The organism is Paenibacillus ihuae (assembly GCF_001368795.1).
GTDB lineage: Bacteria > Bacillota > Bacilli > Paenibacillales > Paenibacillaceae > Paenibacillus_AQ > Paenibacillus_AQ ihuae.
Genome location: NZ_LN831198.1, coordinates 280,469 through 295,426 on the forward strand (window position 1 = coordinate 280,469; position 14,958 = coordinate 295,426).

The 14,958-nt window shown below is 54.1% G+C and carries 18 protein-coding genes and 1 pseudogene; all 19 read left to right on the forward strand.

Annotation, left to right across the window (positions count from 1 at the left end):
* Positions 1-60 precede the first annotated feature (60 nt).
* The 19 genes and pseudogenes from AQR02_RS01225 to AQR02_RS01310 all read left to right on the forward strand — a co-directional run bounded on the left by AQR02_RS01225 (position 61) and on the right by AQR02_RS01310 (position 14,955).
* On the forward strand, positions 61-315 hold the full coding sequence (locus AQR02_RS01225) for an AbrB/MazE/SpoVT family DNA-binding domain-containing protein (protein WP_054939039.1): 255 nt from the start codon (positions 61-63) through the stop codon (positions 313-315).
* The gene (locus AQR02_RS01230) at positions 315-554 is read left to right on the forward strand and encodes a DUF7667 family protein (RefSeq protein WP_054939040.1); all 240 of its coding nucleotides are present in this window, start codon (positions 315-317) and stop codon (positions 552-554) included. Before AQR02_RS01225 ends, AQR02_RS01230 begins: the two co-directional genes overlap by 1 nt.
* Before the next feature lie 138 nt (positions 555-692).
* Positions 693-1,208 (forward strand): hypothetical protein, encoded by a 516-nt coding sequence (locus tag AQR02_RS32950; protein ID WP_054939041.1) that lies wholly within the window; start codon positions 693-695, stop codon positions 1,206-1,208.
* Positions 1,208-2,404: a DUF2800 domain-containing protein gene (locus AQR02_RS01240; protein WP_054939042.1), complete on the forward strand. Its 1,197-nt coding sequence runs from the start codon at positions 1,208-1,210 to the stop codon at positions 2,402-2,404. Before AQR02_RS32950 ends, AQR02_RS01240 begins: the two co-directional genes overlap by 1 nt.
* A gap of 25 nt (positions 2,405-2,429) precedes the next feature.
* A complete protein-coding gene (locus AQR02_RS01245; protein ID WP_054939043.1) occupies positions 2,430-3,260 on the forward strand; it encodes a DUF2815 family protein in 831 nt (276 codons plus the stop codon).
* Entirely contained in the window at positions 3,248-5,215 is a 1,968-nt protein-coding gene (locus AQR02_RS01250) for a DNA polymerase (protein WP_054939044.1), read from the forward strand. The genes AQR02_RS01245 and AQR02_RS01250 overlap by 13 nt, the downstream gene beginning before the upstream one ends.
* A 12-nt stretch (positions 5,216-5,227) precedes the next feature.
* The gene (locus AQR02_RS01255) at positions 5,228-5,533 is read left to right on the forward strand and encodes a hypothetical protein (RefSeq protein ID WP_054939045.1); all 306 of its coding nucleotides are present in this window, start codon (positions 5,228-5,230) and stop codon (positions 5,531-5,533) included.
* 2 nt (positions 5,534-5,535) lie between these two features.
* Positions 5,536-5,913: a hypothetical protein gene (locus AQR02_RS01260; protein ID WP_054939046.1), complete on the forward strand. Its 378-nt coding sequence runs from the start codon at positions 5,536-5,538 to the stop codon at positions 5,911-5,913.
* A 118-nt stretch (positions 5,914-6,031) separates the two neighbouring features.
* Positions 6,032-6,562, forward strand: coding sequence for a hypothetical protein (locus AQR02_RS01265; RefSeq protein WP_054939047.1), 531 nt, complete (start codon positions 6,032-6,034; stop codon positions 6,560-6,562).
* A 26-nt stretch (positions 6,563-6,588) separates the two neighbouring features.
* Entirely contained in the window at positions 6,589-6,789 is a 201-nt protein-coding gene (locus tag AQR02_RS01270) for a hypothetical protein (protein WP_054939048.1), read from the forward strand.
* Between the two features lie 50 nt (positions 6,790-6,839).
* Positions 6,840-9,263 (forward strand): virulence-associated E family protein, encoded by a 2,424-nt coding sequence (locus tag AQR02_RS01275; protein ID WP_054939049.1) that lies wholly within the window; start codon positions 6,840-6,842, stop codon positions 9,261-9,263.
* A 235-nt stretch (positions 9,264-9,498) separates the two neighbouring features.
* Positions 9,499-9,777, forward strand: a complete 279-nt coding sequence (locus AQR02_RS01280; protein ID WP_054939050.1) for a PDDEXK family nuclease — start codon at positions 9,499-9,501, stop codon at positions 9,775-9,777.
* Positions 9,774-11,138: a DEAD/DEAH box helicase gene (locus AQR02_RS01285; protein ID WP_054939051.1), complete on the forward strand. Its 1,365-nt coding sequence runs from the start codon at positions 9,774-9,776 to the stop codon at positions 11,136-11,138. Before AQR02_RS01280 ends, AQR02_RS01285 begins: the two co-directional genes overlap by 4 nt.
* Positions 11,139-11,312, forward strand: a pseudogene (locus AQR02_RS35400) (zinc-finger domain-containing protein); the annotation flags it as partial. It lies immediately after the preceding gene.
* A 60-nt stretch (positions 11,313-11,372) separates the two neighbouring features.
* On the forward strand, positions 11,373-12,008 hold the full coding sequence (locus tag AQR02_RS01290; protein WP_245237029.1) for a helix-turn-helix domain-containing protein: 636 nt from the start codon (positions 11,373-11,375) through the stop codon (positions 12,006-12,008).
* A gap of 21 nt (positions 12,009-12,029) precedes the next feature.
* Positions 12,030-12,491 carry a sigma-70 family RNA polymerase sigma factor gene (locus tag AQR02_RS01295; RefSeq protein WP_159067657.1) on the forward strand — a complete coding sequence of 154 codons (462 nt, stop codon included), beginning with the start codon at positions 12,030-12,032 and terminating at the stop codon, positions 12,489-12,491.
* A gap of 128 nt (positions 12,492-12,619) precedes the next feature.
* The gene (locus tag AQR02_RS01300; protein WP_425339952.1) at positions 12,620-12,826 is read left to right on the forward strand and encodes an Acb2/Tad1 domain-containing protein; all 207 of its coding nucleotides are present in this window, start codon (positions 12,620-12,622) and stop codon (positions 12,824-12,826) included.
* A gap of 76 nt (positions 12,827-12,902) precedes the next feature.
* Positions 12,903-13,628 carry a phage terminase small subunit gene (gene terS, locus AQR02_RS01305; protein WP_054939055.1) on the forward strand — a complete coding sequence of 242 codons (726 nt, stop codon included), beginning with the start codon at positions 12,903-12,905 and terminating at the stop codon, positions 13,626-13,628.
* On the forward strand, positions 13,621-14,955 hold the full coding sequence (locus AQR02_RS01310) for a phage terminase large subunit (protein ID WP_245237031.1): 1,335 nt from the start codon (positions 13,621-13,623) through the stop codon (positions 14,953-14,955). The genes terS and AQR02_RS01310 overlap by 8 nt, the downstream gene beginning before the upstream one ends.
* The last annotated feature ends 3 nt before the right edge of the window (positions 14,956-14,958 follow it).

Genomic DNA, 14,958 nt, shown 5'->3' on the forward strand with positions numbered 1-14,958 from the left:
CCGTCTGCAATAACACTACATTATGAGGTCAGTGTAACACTGACCGAGAGGAGAAGCAAGATGAAATCAACAGGAATTGTTCGTCAATTGGATGGTCTTGGCCGTGTTGTCATCCCTATGGAGCTGCGCCGTACGATGAATATCGCGGAAGGTGATGGGCTGGAGATCTTTGTAGATGGCGAGAAGATCATTTTGCGGAAGTATGCACCAGGATGCACACTCTGCGGAAACCTGGAAGAAATCAAGTACCTGTCAGGCAAGCCGATCTGCAGTACCTGTGTTGCAAGTATTGTCAAGCTGCAAGGTAATCAGTAATGCTGGCCATTCATCCGGTTCATCGTCGTATGGCGGAGTTGACTACTATTTCCAGATCCAGACCGCTCAAGGTTGCCGAACAGTTGGAGCTGTTCCAATGCCTAAACGTCAACGCCAAGATCGTCAGTGAGCTCGACAAGCTTAAGCAGCTCGCTTTCATGGCTCACGAAATGGGCGATATGGAATGGCAGATGGATTTATGCGCGAGGATTGAAGAGCTCGAAGCTCGGATGGTTTGATCATGCTTGTTAAACTGTCTCAAGTTGTCCGCTGTGAGGTCTGTGGCCACATCGTAAATATCCACTTTATCCGTAACTGGAATGACCGCAAGGTCTGTACTCATTGTATTACATCCCTATTATCCGAGGAGGATCATCATGCCCGTTCAAATTAACATCACTGGCGATAACGCCCAGCAAGCCGTCACCGAATTGGTTTCATTTCATTCCCTACTTTCTGGTTCCACACCTGTCGAGGTAGTTACTCCTGCCCAGCAATCCCCGTCACAGCCTCAACAATCCAGCACCCCTGATTATGGCGGTTTTGGTCAGTCTCCGCAGCAAGGGCAACAGTGGCAGGGACAGCAGGGGGGCGTGCCTGTTCAGCAGGGTTTCGGCCAGCAGCCTCAGGCTCCACAGCAATATGGCCAACAGCCACAACAGACGTTCGGCCAGACACCGCAGCAGCCTGCAGGCGGATCCGTTCCAACATCCACACCAGGTTATACACTGGATCAGCTTGGTGTCGCTGCGCAGCCTATCCTGGATGCCGGACGTCAGGGAGAGCTGTTTGCTTGGCTCCAGCAGCACGGCGCACAAGCATTGACCCAGCTTAACCCGCAGCACTATGGCGAGTTTGCAACGTACTTGCGGTCCCTGGGAGCCAAGATCTAATGGTGGCGGGGGAGATTGCACACGGGGAGCGGGCACATGCCCTGCTCTCGGCCAGCGGGGCACACCGCTGGCTGCACTGCCCTCCGAGTGCCCGCCTGGAGTCAACGCTGCCTGATACAGAGAGCGAAGCAGCTAAGCGCGGGACGCTGGCTCATGAGATCAGCGAGCTGAAGCTGCAAAAAGCCTTCTTTGGGCTAAAGGCTGCAAAGTTCAATTCTGAGCTAAAGAAGAAACAGAAGCATGAACTGTATGAACCTGTCATTGAAGAGCACACGAATGCTTACCTGGATTACATTCAAAGCCTGGTCCACTCCTTCCCGACACCGCCGCACATTGCTGTGGAGCGGAAGCTGGATCTGACCGAATACATCCCGGAGGGTTTCGGTACCTCTGACTGCATTGTCATCGGCGCTGGCAGGCTTCACATTATCGACTACAAGAACGGATCCGGCGTGCCGGTACCTGCAGAGGACAATCCACAGATGAAACTGTACGCCTTGGGAGCTTACAAAGCTTTCGCGATGTGGTTCCCGATTCAGGAGATCCATATCGCTATCGTGCAACCGAAAGTATGGAATAATCCGTCTGAGTGGTCGCTGCCGGTAGAGGATCTGCTTGCTTGGGGCGAGAGTATCAAGCCGATTGCACAGCAGGCATTTGCTGGTGAGGGCGCTTATAGTGTCGGCAGCCACTGCGGCTTCTGCCGGGCAAAGGCGACCTGCAGGGCGAGAGTAGAGCATTTACTGGAGGCAGGCACGGCGGCACCGAAGAAGCCGCCGCTGATCGGCTGGGACGAAGTGGGCGAGGTACTAAAGAAGGCTGATGGTATCGTCAGCTGGTACAACGATTTGAAGAAACTCGCTCTGGCCGAAGCGCTGAAGGGCGGAGACGTACCTGGCTGGAAAGTCGTCGAGGGCCGTGGTGGACGCGAGTATGTCGATCTGGATAAAGCTTTTGCCTATCTCAAAGAGCAGGGCATTGATGATTCCATTTTATTTAAGCGGCAGCCACTGACTTTGCCCCAGCTTGAGGATGCCTTGACAAAGAAGGTCTATAAAGAGCTGCTGGTGGAACCGGGGCATGTAGTATCCCGGCCAGGCGCTCCCGCGCTCGCGCAAATCGAAGATAAGCGCCCAGCGTATAACCCACAGGTTAAACCGGAAGACGTGTTCAGCACTGCTCCGGAGCAATCATAAAACATCGTAGAGGAGAACTGACAAAATGGAGAATACAACTGCAGTGACAACAGGTGAAGTGAGATTGAGCTTTGTAAACCTCTTTACCCCGCGGGCCAATCAACCGGGGCAAGAGCCGAAATATAGCACAACTATTCTGATTCCAAAGACCGACTATGCTACCATGCAGCGGATTAACGCTGCTATAGAAGCGGCTGCGCAAAAGGGTGCTACGAGCATCTGGAACGGGGCACGACCTCCTCAATTGGCAACTCCCATTCATGATGGTGACGGCCTTCGCCCCAACGGTGAAGCATTCGGGCCTGAGTGCAAAGGGCATTGGGTGCTGACGGCAAGTAGCAAACAGCAGCAGGCCGTAGTCGCTTCTGACATGAGCCCTATGATCGATCAGACCCGGGTTTACTCCGGAGTGTATGGCCGCGTGAATATCAACTTTTTCCCGTATCTCAACAGCGGCAAGAAGGGCGTGGGTGCTGGTCTCGGTCCTGTGCAGATCCTCCGGGATGGTGAACCTCTTGGCGGCCGTATCTCTGCAGAGCAGGCTTTCGGTGGCAACGGCGGTGGCGTAGGATATACTCCTGCACCGGGCCCTCAGGGTTGGGAGCAGGCGGCACCACCACAGCAGCAGTATGGCCAACAACCGCAGCAGGGTTACGGTCAGGCTCCTCAGCAGGGCTATGGTCAGCCAGCACCACAATATGGACAGCAACCACAACAGGGATACAGCCAGCAACCTCCGACACAGCAAGGATATGGCCAAGCGCCACAGCAGTACAGCCAGCAACCTCCAGCACAGCAGCAAATTGATCCTATTACCGGCAGACCGATGCCAGGTGGCCCTGTATGGGGGATCTAATTCATCACCTCTCGATTGATATCGAGACCTTCAGCGATATAGACATCAAGAAAGCGGGATTGTACAGATATGTACAGTCCCCTGCTTTTCAAATCCTCCTATTTGCTTATTCCTTTAACGGTGGCTCTGTTCAAATCGTAGACATGGCCCAGGGAGAGCAGATTCCACAGCTTGTTATAACTGCCTTAAGCGATCCAAACGTCATCAAACACGCATACAACGCAGCATTTGAATGGTATTGCCTTAATAAGTTTTGGTCATCACCAGTAGAACAGTGGCGCTGCACCCAGATCCACGGGCTGTACTGCGGCTACCCTGCGGGCTTGGGCAAAGTCGGGGAAGCACTGGGACTGCCGCAAGATAAGAAGAAAATGGGCGTTGGTGGCTCGCTGATCCGGACATTCTGTGTGCCCACTAAGCCGACAAAGGCTAACGGGCAAAGGCTCAGGACGCTACCCCACCATGAGCCGGAAAAGTGGGAGACCTTCAAGCAATACTGTATCGGTGACGTTGTAGCCGAAATGGAAATCTTGCGCCGGCTATCAGTATTCCCGGTTCCTGATATGGAGTGGCAGCTGTGGCAGCTGGACCAGCGAATTAACGCCCGCGGTATTGCCTGCGACCTTCATCTGGTTGAGGGAGCCCTGGCCGTAGACGAACAGATTACAGCTGAGCTCATGAAAGAAGCCGTACAGCTTAGCGGCCTTGATAACCCGAAGTCAGTGCAGCAGCTCAAGAAGTGGCTGACTGAGGAAATTGGCGAAGAGGTTGAGGATCTGAAAAAAGACACGGTATCCGGACTGATTGAATCAGTGGAGGAAGGCAAGGCCAAACGTGTCCTGGAGATCCGCAGGGAGCTAAGTAAGACCAGCACCAAAAAGTACGTGGCCATGAAGACTGTCGCTTGCGAGGATGGCCGGGTGCGTGGGCTGTTGCAGTTCTATGGTGCTAACCGGACGGGACGCTGGGCAGGCCGATTGGTGCAGGTGCATAACCTTCCCCGAAACAAGATGGAGACTCTAGCCTATGCCCGGCAGCTAGTAGCAGATCGAAATATCAACATGCTCAAGTTCATGTATGGCAATGTGCCGGATACCCTTTCCCAGCTGATCCGGACTGCATTTGTAGCCTCAAGCGGTAAGCAACTGCTGGTGGCAGACTTTAGCGCTATCGAGGCTCGAGTTATAGCCTGGTTGGCCGGAGAACAGTGGCGGCTGGACGTGTTCGCCACACACGGGAAGATATATGAGGCGTCAGCATCCCAAATGTTCGGTATTCCCCTTGAGGAGATCACGAAAGACTTGCGAAGCAAAGGAAAGGTTTCTGAGCTCGCGCTGGGCTATCAAGGTGCTTCTGGCGCACTGATCCAGATGGGTGCCTTGGACATGGGGCTTTCAGAGGAGGAGCTACCTGAGATCGTAAACCGGTGGCGAAATGCGAATCGCCGAATCGTTGATCTGTGGTACGCCTTCGAGCGGGCAGCCGTTGAGGTCATGCAGACAGGAATGCCAGTAGGCGTTCGCGGCATTGTCTTCGCCCGAGAGAGCCATCACGGCAATAATCTGGACTTCTTCACCGTGCAGCTACCGAGTGGCCGCAAGCTCTATTATGTAGCGCCGCGATTGGCGCAGAATGATTTCGGCAAGCAGGCACTTCACTATATGGGGCCGGACCAGAAGACAGGAAAGTGGACGCTGATATCCACATACGGGGGCAAGCTTGTGGAAAACATCGTCCAGGCGATTGCCCGGGACTGCTTGGCCGTCACTCTGGTTAAAGCCGAGCAGGCCGGATTCGACACCGTACTGCATGTGCATGATGAGCTCGGCATCGAATCGGATCGCCCAGAGGATCTGGATAAGGTCTTAGCGCTGATGAGTGACCCGGTAGATTGGGCTCCAGGCCTTCCGCTCAAGGGTGCGGGCTTCGTGACTGAGTTTTATATGAAGGATTAGTGGGGTGATTTTATGGGTCAGCGATTTATACGCGGGGCGCTGGCTCCGCATCCGGATGATGTTCTTGACGGCATCACATATGACAGCGGCGGAAGAATGGAGTATCACCCGGAATTCCATTTCAGCCACGGCGAGCCATGGAGTTTCGAAGATCTGGAGTACCTATGCACGTTCTATGGGACAGACGATGCACGGACTTTAGCATTTGCGCTCGGGAAGACGGAACACACATGCCGGGTGAAGTACTACAAGCTGAAACTAGACGGGCGTGTTGACTATTATCGAGATTGCTACAGACGGAAACTGGAGGCGAACTAACGTTGAAGCGGAAAACAAAAGCCCAGGTTGAACAGGAGCGCCTTGAGAAGCAGCGGATCCAACTGGTGCGCTGGGAGGCTCAGCAGGCCGCGGCAAAAGCGCGGGAAGCGAAAGCCAAGGAGCAGAAGCGTATTCGTGAGCTGAACGCTCTTCTGAAGAAGCAGCGTTCCATCAAACGCATGGAAATTCCTTCGCAATATGCAAGTGAATCCATTTTTGTTCACAAACGGATCTATGAAGGGTTTATGAAAGACAAAACAATTTTCATTCAGCGCATGTACCCGGTCGGGGGATCTGGCGGCAAGCTTGTCATCGAATTCAAATCGAGAGCCGGCAAGCTCGGAGAATTGGAACTGCAAGATCTGGGGCCAATGCCATGAGGACGGATCCATTCTTTCAAGAGATACCCTGGGACATTATCACAGACGATAGCGGCAAAGTGATCGGCGAGGTGTATTGCCTTCTGCCAGCACCGCCGCCAAGGAGGCGACAACGGAAATGGGGTACGAATTCTACATTTCACCCGAAGACTATGCCCGTGCCGAAGCCAACGGTGTCAGCCAGACGCGGTTAGAATACCGTATCCGATCATGGGGTTGGGAAAAAGAGCGTGCGATCACAAAGCCGCCGCGCCCCATGCAGGATCGTTCCGAGTGGAGGAAAGTGGCGGAGGCGAACGGGATTCCTCGTAAGCTATTCTATCAACGGGTTCTTAAATATGGCTGGTCAGAGGAACGGGCAGCGACTCAGCCGATAGCTACGGATGAAGATCGAGCCAGGAATGCACGTGTCGGCATGGAGGCGATGCGAGTCCATCCAGCTGAGTATATCGAGCTCGCCCGTAAGAACGGAATTCCGTACAAGCGCTTCCGCTGGCGTGTTGCGCATGGATGGAGCTACGAACAGGCAGCCACTGCTGCGAAAGTGTCGCCCGAGGAGGCCGGCCGCCGTGGAAAGAGCCGGACTGAGCAGCTTCATGGCGACGTCAACGCCCTTATTTTTCAGAAGAGACAAATAGAGTCACATTAGACGCATATAGCGAAGGAGAAATAATTATGGATAGACCATTAAATGGTGGGTTCATTTGTGCCAAGCATAATATTGGATATAAAATCCAATGCCCTTCATGCCTTTTTATTTCACAGAAAGAAAAGGAACTACGTCAATTATTGCATAACACTGTTGATGTAATGACTTTTGAACAACTACAGAAGGTTGCTGAATTACTGAATCTAGGCAGTGAGCTTAATGAATAGTTCGAAGATTAAACCTATTAGATGATTAATGACCAAAGGCGGTATGCCCTGTGAATTATAACAGATCGATAACCATATCAGCGGCTGGCAGCCGCCGTGCTACACACTGGCCAGCTCAGATCCTTCTGTGGTCTGAGCTGGTCGAACGGCTGCGGGTGTCTACACGCGGAACGGAGACACTGGCGCAATACCTGAGTTACCCTAAGAGTCAGCAGGATGACCTGAAAGACGTGGGCGGCTTTGTTGCCGGTACGCTTGACGGCGGCCGCCGCAAAGCTGCTGCGGTGCTGAGCCGGGATGTGCTGACGCTTGACCTGGACAGCATTCCGCCAGGCGGCACGATGGACGTGCTGCGCCGGCTGGATGCCCTGGGCTGCGCTTATGCGGTTTACTCTACCCGGAAGCATGAGGAGGGGCGGCCGCGGCTGCGCGTGCTAGTGCCTACAGACCGGACGGTCTCCGTTGATGAATACGAGCCATTAGCGCGGAAGCTTGGCCAGATCATCGGCATTGAGCTCTGTGACCCGACGACCTTTGAGGCTTCGCGGCTGATGTACTGGCCGAGCTGCAGCGCAGATAGTCAGTATGTGTTCACCTACGGCGATAAGCAGTTTCTCTTTGCAGATGGACTGCTCGGCCTATACACCAACTGGCGCAACATCCAGGAGTGGCCACAAGTACCAGGAGCCAGTGAGGCGCATGTCCGGCTGGCTGCAAAGCAAGGGGATCCATCGGCTAAGAGCGGAGTCGTTGGCGCGTTCTGTCGGACTTATGACATTCATCAGGCCATAGCGGCGTTCCTCCCTGGGGCTTACCTGGAGACCGATGACGGGACAGGCAGATTAACCTTCGCCGGCGGATCTACGGTGGGTGGAGCTGTGGTGTACGACGATGGCCAGTTCCTGTACTCCCATCATGCCACGGATCCGACCAGCGGCCGGCTGGTGAACAGCTTTGACCTGGTGCGGCTGCACCGGTTCGGCTCAGCGGACGATGAGGCCAAGGCCGGTACGCCGACGAATAAGCTTCCGTCTTATGTGGCCATGACGGCTTTCGCGCTGGAGCTGGAGCCTGTTGCCGGGCTGCTGAAGCAGGAGCGCTACGAGAAGGCTGTTAGTGAGTTCAGTGTCGTGGATTCGGCGCTTCCTGTGGATCCGGAAGACCTGGAGTGGATGAAGAAACTCAAGATTAACAGCAACGGGATCTATTTACGGCTGACGGAGAATGTGCAGCTGGTACTGCAGTACGATGTACGGCTGCGCGGCCGGATCTACCGGGATACCTTTACGGATCGGCTGACAGGCGTTGCACCGTTGCCGTGGCCGCCGCGGGATCGGACAGCTGGAGCATTTCAGTGGACTGATGCCGATGACGCCGGACTGCGCACTTATATAGAAAGAACGCTTGGCTTCCGGACAGAAGCCATGATCCGGGATGCATTTGTCTTGTGTGCAGAGAAGCATGCGATTAATCCGGTAGCGGCTTATTTGGAGTCCCTGCAATGGGATGGGGTGCCGCGGCTGGATACGCTGTATGTGGATTACCTGGGAGCAGAGGATAGCACGTACATGCGAACGATAACCCGCAAGGCGCTTGTGGCTGCTGTTGCCAGGGCAATGGTCGAGGGTGTGAAGTTCGATTATATGACAGTAATCTGCGGGCTGCAGGGGATCGGAAAGAGTACTCTGTTCCGGAAGCTTGGCCGGGATTGGTTCAGTGACAGCTTAAAAACCTTTGAGGGCAAAGAGGCGGAGGAGCTGATCCAGGGCAAGTGGATCGTTGAGATTGCTGAGCTTCAGGCGTTTAACCGAGCAGACGTTAACCGGATCAAGCAGTTCCTGAGCAAGATGGATGATCAATACCGGGAAGCATATGCTCGCAACGTAAAGAACCAGGTCCGGCGTTCGATCTTTTTTGGAACGACGAATGACCATGAGTACCTACATGACCCAACGGGGAACCGCCGATTCTGGCCGGTGGACGCGCGACCAGGCTTTGCATCAAAATCCGTATTCCGTGACTTGGACGAGATAGAGGTAGGCCAGATCTGGGCAGAGGCCATGATGCGCTGGCGCTTTGGGGAGCCCTTGTATCTGTCTAATGAAATGGAAGAGGATGCAGAACAGCGCCGGCAGGAGCATCTGGTGCGAGATCCACTGGAGGGTATTATTGAAGACTTCCTGGAGCGTCCGGTTCCGGAGGATTGGCTGCGATGGCCGCCTGAGAAGCGCCTGATGTATTGGGGCGGAGGGATGACGTACGACGGTCCCCTGCGGCAAAGGGACAGGGTGTGTGCAGCAGAGATCTACCGGGAGTGCCTGGGCGAGCGTCGCGCAATTCCTAAGACGGATGCTATACGGATTAATGCCGTACTGACGAAACTTACCGGGTGGGAACGCGCCAGCGCTATGCATTCCGGGGCAGATTACGGCAAGCAGAAGGGCTTTAAAAGATGTCTACCGGACGTCAACTAAACGTCAACCAGTCAACCATGCCATTTTCTGGGAAAGTTGACGTGGTTGACAGCCCAATCGCTGAAACCCTTGCTATGACTGGATTTGTTATATGTCTACTATGTCAACTACTACTATTAATGAAGATACAAATAGATATATTAGACACACACGTAAGAACACGTAACGCCTAATACGCCTATACGCATTACGTCATATACGCGTATAGGGACATGGTTGCTGAGGAGGAATCAACTTGAGAGAGCGAGACATTGAGACTTATCTCCGGAAGCAGGTCAAGGCTGCAGGGGGCCTTGCCTATAAGTGGACCAGCCCGGGGAATGCAGGTGTGCCTGATCGGATCGTTGTCCTGCCGTTTAACCGGGTGCACTTCGTGGAGCTTAAAGCACCTGGCCAGAAGCCAACACCGCTGCAGCTGGCACAGCACAGGGAATTAACAGCACGCGGCTGCAGTGTTTGGGTGATTGACAGTAAAGAGGGCGTTGACGCTTTCCTACAGGAGGCAAGGTCATGACGAGGCAGCAGTTCAAGCCCTGGGATTACCAGCGGTACTGCATTAACCGGCTGCTGACTGATGATGCACTTGGGCTGTTTCTCGGTCTGGGACTAGGAAAGACAGTTATCACCCTGACTGCCGTGAATGACTTGAAATATAACCGGTTCGCAGTGCGGCGCTGCCTGGTGATCGCACCGAAGAAGGTCGCGGAATTGACCTGGACAACAGAGGCAGCGAAGTGGGACCACCTGAAGCACCTACGGATCATACCGGTGCTGGGGAGCTCGCAGAAGCGGATCCGGTCACTAAACACGCCGGGAGATATCTGGGTTATCAACCGGGAAAATGTGAAATGGCTGGCCGAGTATTACCGGAATGCCTGGCCGTTTGACATGGTAGTCATCGACGAGCTGTCGAGCTTCAAGAGTCATCAGGCGCAGCGCTTCAAGGCGCTGACCTGGATCCGGCCGCATGTGAAGCGGATTGTCGGGCTGACGGGTACACCGGCACCGAATGGACTTCATGACCTGTGGGCGCAGGTGTTCCTGCTGGATCAGGGCAAGCGGCTGGAGAAGAACATCACCGGATACCGGGAGGTTTACTTTAGCCGGAATTATGACGGGCATGGTTACACAGCCAAACCCGGGGCAGACGATATCATACACCGCAAGATTGCAGACCTGTGTATCTCGATGAAGGCCGAGGATTACCTGGATCTGCCTGACTGCATCACGAACGTGATACCCGTGGCGCTGGATGCCAAGGCTGCCGAGCAGTACAAGCGGATGGAGAAGGATCTGCTGCTTGAGATTGAGGATACCGAGATCAGCGTTACGAGCGCTGCGGCGCTGACGGGCAAGCTGCTGCAGATGTGTAACGGGGCGCTGTATGATGCCGATCGCGGCGTCCATGAGCTTCACGACTGCAAGCTGGAGGCTTTCAGTGAGCTGGTAGAGCAGCTGAACGGGGCCCGGGCGCTAGTATTCTATAGCTTCCAGCACGACTTAACCCGGCTGCATAAAGTTTTGGCCACAACGGGCCTGCGGATCCGCGAGCTGCGGACACCACAGGATCAACTGGACTGGAATGCCGGCCAGGTCGATATCCTGCTTGCCCATCCGGCTTCAGCAGCCTACGGACTTAACCTTCAGGATGGCGGGAATCACGTCGTGTGGTTTGGCCTTACTTGGAGCCTAGAGCTGTATCAGCAGGCTAATGGCCGTCTGCACCGCCAGGGTCAGAAGCAGAAGGTTATTTTGCACCATCTGGTAGTGAAAGGTGGCGTTGATGAGGACGTGATGGCAGCGCTGGAGGCAAAGGCTACCACCCAGGACCGGCTGCTGACTGCACTTAAGGCCAGAGTGGAAAGGGTGAGGTAAATGGGCTCTAATCGGACAGCAACTGTCCGCAAGATTGATGACATCCTGGATGGACACTGTAAAACATGTGAGGTAAGAGCTGAATTCAACAAGAAATATGGCAGCCGGTCCGCGCATTTAGATAAGCACTGTAAAAGCAGCTGTCCGGTAGGGTTCCAGCTAGTAGAGTTGGGACAAGAGCTTATGGGCACCGTGAGACCGCGAAAACAAATTAAACTGGAGGTTGAGGAAGTTATGGCCAAAACCAAATTCAACATGTCAGCTGAGGAATACTTCGCCGAGCGTCAAGCCGGCAAATCCATCGCGCAGATCGCGAAGGAGCAGGACGTTTCCGAGGCGACAATCTATAATTACATGAACAAATGGGCAGAAGTGGACAAGGTTTCCGGATCTGTGGAGGATTCACCTAAGATGCTTCGCGAGAAGGATACAGCACCGGCTACGGAGTTGAAACAACTGGAGAAAGCGGTGCAGGAGATCGAACGCCTGACAGCCGAGGTTGAAAGGTGGAAGGGCCAAACTACCGAAGCAGTTGCACTTGCCGGCAAGGCTGCTGACGAGTTCATGACTAAAATGGAACTGTCGAGGGCGAGAGCAGACGGCGCGGTTGCTGCACGGGAAGCGGCTGAACGTGATCTGGTTCAGATGGTCGAGGAGAATGATCGTCTTCGAGATGAGATTAACCGAATGATCACAGAGCGCGATGAACTGATGGCAGAGAATGACCGGTTGGAGAATCAGATGGTCGCTTCCCGGGTAGAACCGCAGCTTGCGGATAAGCCAAACGAAGTGCAACTACTTGACCGGAGCATTGCGGATTTGACCCGGGCTCGCTGGATCCTGAACCGGCTTACTGCATCTGGAGAATAAACAGAAATGGGGTCAGACATCATGATAACCACAAAAGCGACCTGGATCGAAACCCTGATTAGTCAATACGCAGCTGAGACTCATACCCTTGAGCGCTACCGTGACACACTAGACCTAAAGGATCCGGCAGCAGCCGAGGAAGCTGAGACGGTCTCCGGCATGCTGGCAGACATGAGATATGCGTTAACCTGGATGCGCCGCGGCAGACGGCCAGGGAGCCGCAGAGGAGCTGAGCGGACGGACGTATACCGGCAGCGTGAAATCTATATCAAACTATCGGCACAGGAGATCACTGAGGCTGAGCGGCTAAGGCTGGTAGATGCCCTGCTTAGCCTAAGTGATCGGGAGCGAACATGTTTTCTGCTTCATATGGCGCAGGGCTTGACATTGCAGGAGATTTCACATAAGCTGGGAGTATCAAGAGCTTCGGTTCAAGACTATGTGAGCCGAGCTAAATGCAAGATTAAGCAAGATTTTTTGTAGGCTTGCCATACAGGCTGCCCTACACTGAGCCATACAACCTACAGTGCTATAAATCTGTCTATCAACGGGCTCTCCATCGCGGAGGGCTCTTTTTTGCGTTTAAAAACAATTTTGAGAGGATGATTTTTGTGTCAAATCCGCAAATTGAGAATAATTTCAAATACCATACGCCGAAGCCTGGTCAGCCTGAAATCTACACTGAGATCCGCGAGAAGGCGAAAGAGCTCGCTGAGCTGATCGATGCGAAGGTGCCGAACAGCCGTGAGAAGTCGCTGGCGATGACGAACCTAGAGCAAGCGGTTATGTGGGCCAATGCGGCCGTAGCAAGGAGCTAGGGAAAAACGGAGAAGGCCGGGCTTCCTGGACGGGCATACGAAACAAACACAACGCCGGGGGTGGTGAAAATGTAGCATGGCTGAAACTTCCAAATTAGCCGAGCAGGATTATATAGCCGGCATGAAATATAAGGCAATCGCTGATAAATATGGCGTCTCCCTCAACACGGTGAAGTCCTGGAAGAAGCGTCACGGCTGGAGCCGGGAAAAGGGTGCACCCTCAGCTGATAAGGTGCACCCTAACCGTGGAGGCGCACCGCCAGGCAACCAGAACGCTGTCGGCAACAAAGGCGGCTCGGCTCCTAAGCGAAACAAGAATGCCGAGAAGCACGGGCTCTTCGCTAAGTATCTACCGGCTGAGTCGCTGGAGATCCTGGAGCAGCTGAAGACACGAGCTCCGCTGGATATCCTCTGGGACAACATCATGATCCAGTATGCGGCCATCATCAGGGCCCAGCAGATCATGTACGTTAAGGACCATGACGACAGCACGACCACACAGATTGGCTTCACGAACGGCGATAAGTCGTACAGTGAGAAGTGGGAAGTGCAGCAGGCATGGGATAAGCAGGCGACCTTCCTGACAGCTCAGAGCCGGGCCATGACGACCCTGCAGGGGCTGATCAAGCAGTATGATGAACTGCTGAAGACGGATCTGGCCACAGAGGAACAGAAAGCTCGTATTGAGGTGCTGAAGTCCAAGGTGCCGAACAAGGACGGCGCTGATCCAAACGCCCAGATCACGGCTTTGGCGGATCTGATTAACCATCCCGTAGCTGAGCGGGTGATTGACGATGAGTGAAGCAGCCATGATCCCATATGCGCCGCTGACAGCCAAGCAGGCGGACTATATCGCTAAATCCCTTGATAGCTGGCTTAACGTGGCTGAGGGCGGTAAGCGGGCAGGCAAGAACATCATAGACCTGATTGCTTATGCGATGTGCCTTGAGGTGCATCCGGATAAGCTCCACCTGGTCGCAGGAGTAAGCCTAGCAGCCGCCAAGATGAACGCCATAGACTCCAACGGATTCGGGCTCCAGTGGCTGTTTGCCGGCCGTTGCCGTGAAGGTGAGTATAAGAACCGGGATGCGCTGTACATCCAGACCAAGACTGGCGAGAAGGTTGTCATTATCGCAGGCGGCGGTAAGGCTAATGACGCAGCGCGGATCAAGGGTAACTCCTACGGCACGGTGTATATCACTGAGGTTAATGAGTGCCATCAGAGCTTTGTACAGGAAGCCATTGACCGTACAGTCGCCAGCAGCAAACGGCAGCTCTTCTTTGATCTTAACCCGAAGCCGCCGGCACATTGGTTTTATCGCGATTTCCTGGATTTTCAGGACAAGGAGAAGAAGGAAGGCCGCAACCCAGGTTACAATTACGCACATTTCACCGTATTTGATAACTTATCTATTTCAGATGAGCAGCTGCGGATCGTTCTTGCCACGTATGACAAGGACAGCCTATGGTACAAGGCGGATATCAAGGGGATGCGCACGGCGGCCACAGGCCGGATCTATACGGGTTACACAGTTAAGGACGTCATGGTTACCCGCAAGGATATCGAAGCTGCCAGGTTTATTGAGTTCAGCATTGGAGTGGATATCGGCGGAACAGACGCCACGGTGGCCACGCTGACCGGATTCACGGCCAGGTATAATGATGTTGTGCTGCTGGATGGCTATTATCATAAGCAAGGCAAGTCAACCGGCTACACGCATGACCGGTACGCCAAAGAGATTGTCGATAAGATTGAGGAGTGGGGACAAACGTACCCTGCTTTTTTTGCGTGTGCTCATATCTTCGCGGAGTCCGCGGATAAGCTGTTCCGGCAGGCGCTTCTCAATGAGCTGCAGCGCCGGAAGATATTCATCACGGTGACGCCGTCATACAAGAAAGAGGGCATCGTAGACCGGATCCGGCTGACCAACATCCTGATCAACCAAGGGCGCTACAAGGTCATGAGTCACCTGAAGCCCTGGCAGGAGGCGCTGGAGAACGCGACCTGGAACGAAGAGGAACGCGTTAAGGGCGAATGGGTACGCACGGATGACGGCAGCTACCCGGTTGACTGCTTGGATAGCTCCGAGTACAGTGTGCAGCCGTTCAAGAAGAGACTGGAGGTGTAGAAA

Excerpts from the sequence above, each read along its gene's own strand:
- AQR02_RS01225 (WP_054939039.1), top strand. The coding sequence starts at position 61 with ATGAAATCAACAGGAATTGTTCGTCAATTGGATGGTCTTGGCCGTGTT.
- terS (WP_054939055.1), top strand. The coding sequence starts at position 12,903 with ATGGCTGAAACTTCCAAATTAGCCGAGCAGGATTATATAGCCGGCATG.
- AQR02_RS01285 (WP_054939051.1), top strand. The coding sequence starts at position 9,774 with ATGACGAGGCAGCAGTTCAAGCCCTGGGATTACCAGCGGTACTGCATT.
- AQR02_RS01265 (WP_054939047.1), top strand. The coding sequence starts at position 6,032 with ATGGGGTACGAATTCTACATTTCACCCGAAGACTATGCCCGTGCCGAA.
- AQR02_RS01270 (WP_054939048.1), top strand. The coding sequence starts at position 6,589 with ATGGATAGACCATTAAATGGTGGGTTCATTTGTGCCAAGCATAATATT.
- AQR02_RS01240 (WP_054939042.1), top strand. The coding sequence starts at position 1,208 with ATGGTGGCGGGGGAGATTGCACACGGGGAGCGGGCACATGCCCTGCTC.
- AQR02_RS01310 (WP_245237031.1), top strand. The coding sequence starts at position 13,621 with ATGAGTGAAGCAGCCATGATCCCATATGCGCCGCTGACAGCCAAGCAG.
- AQR02_RS01250 (WP_054939044.1), top strand. The coding sequence starts at position 3,248 with ATGGGGGATCTAATTCATCACCTCTCGATTGATATCGAGACCTTCAGC.
- AQR02_RS32950 (WP_054939041.1), top strand. The coding sequence starts at position 693 with ATGCCCGTTCAAATTAACATCACTGGCGATAACGCCCAGCAAGCCGTC.
- AQR02_RS01290 (WP_245237029.1), top strand. The coding sequence starts at position 11,373 with ATGGCCAAAACCAAATTCAACATGTCAGCTGAGGAATACTTCGCCGAG.
- AQR02_RS01255 (WP_054939045.1), top strand. The coding sequence starts at position 5,228 with ATGGGTCAGCGATTTATACGCGGGGCGCTGGCTCCGCATCCGGATGAT.
- AQR02_RS01245 (WP_054939043.1), top strand. The coding sequence starts at position 2,430 with ATGGAGAATACAACTGCAGTGACAACAGGTGAAGTGAGATTGAGCTTT.
- AQR02_RS01295 (WP_159067657.1), top strand. The coding sequence starts at position 12,030 with ATGATAACCACAAAAGCGACCTGGATCGAAACCCTGATTAGTCAATAC.
- AQR02_RS01230 (WP_054939040.1), top strand. The coding sequence starts at position 315 with ATGCTGGCCATTCATCCGGTTCATCGTCGTATGGCGGAGTTGACTACT.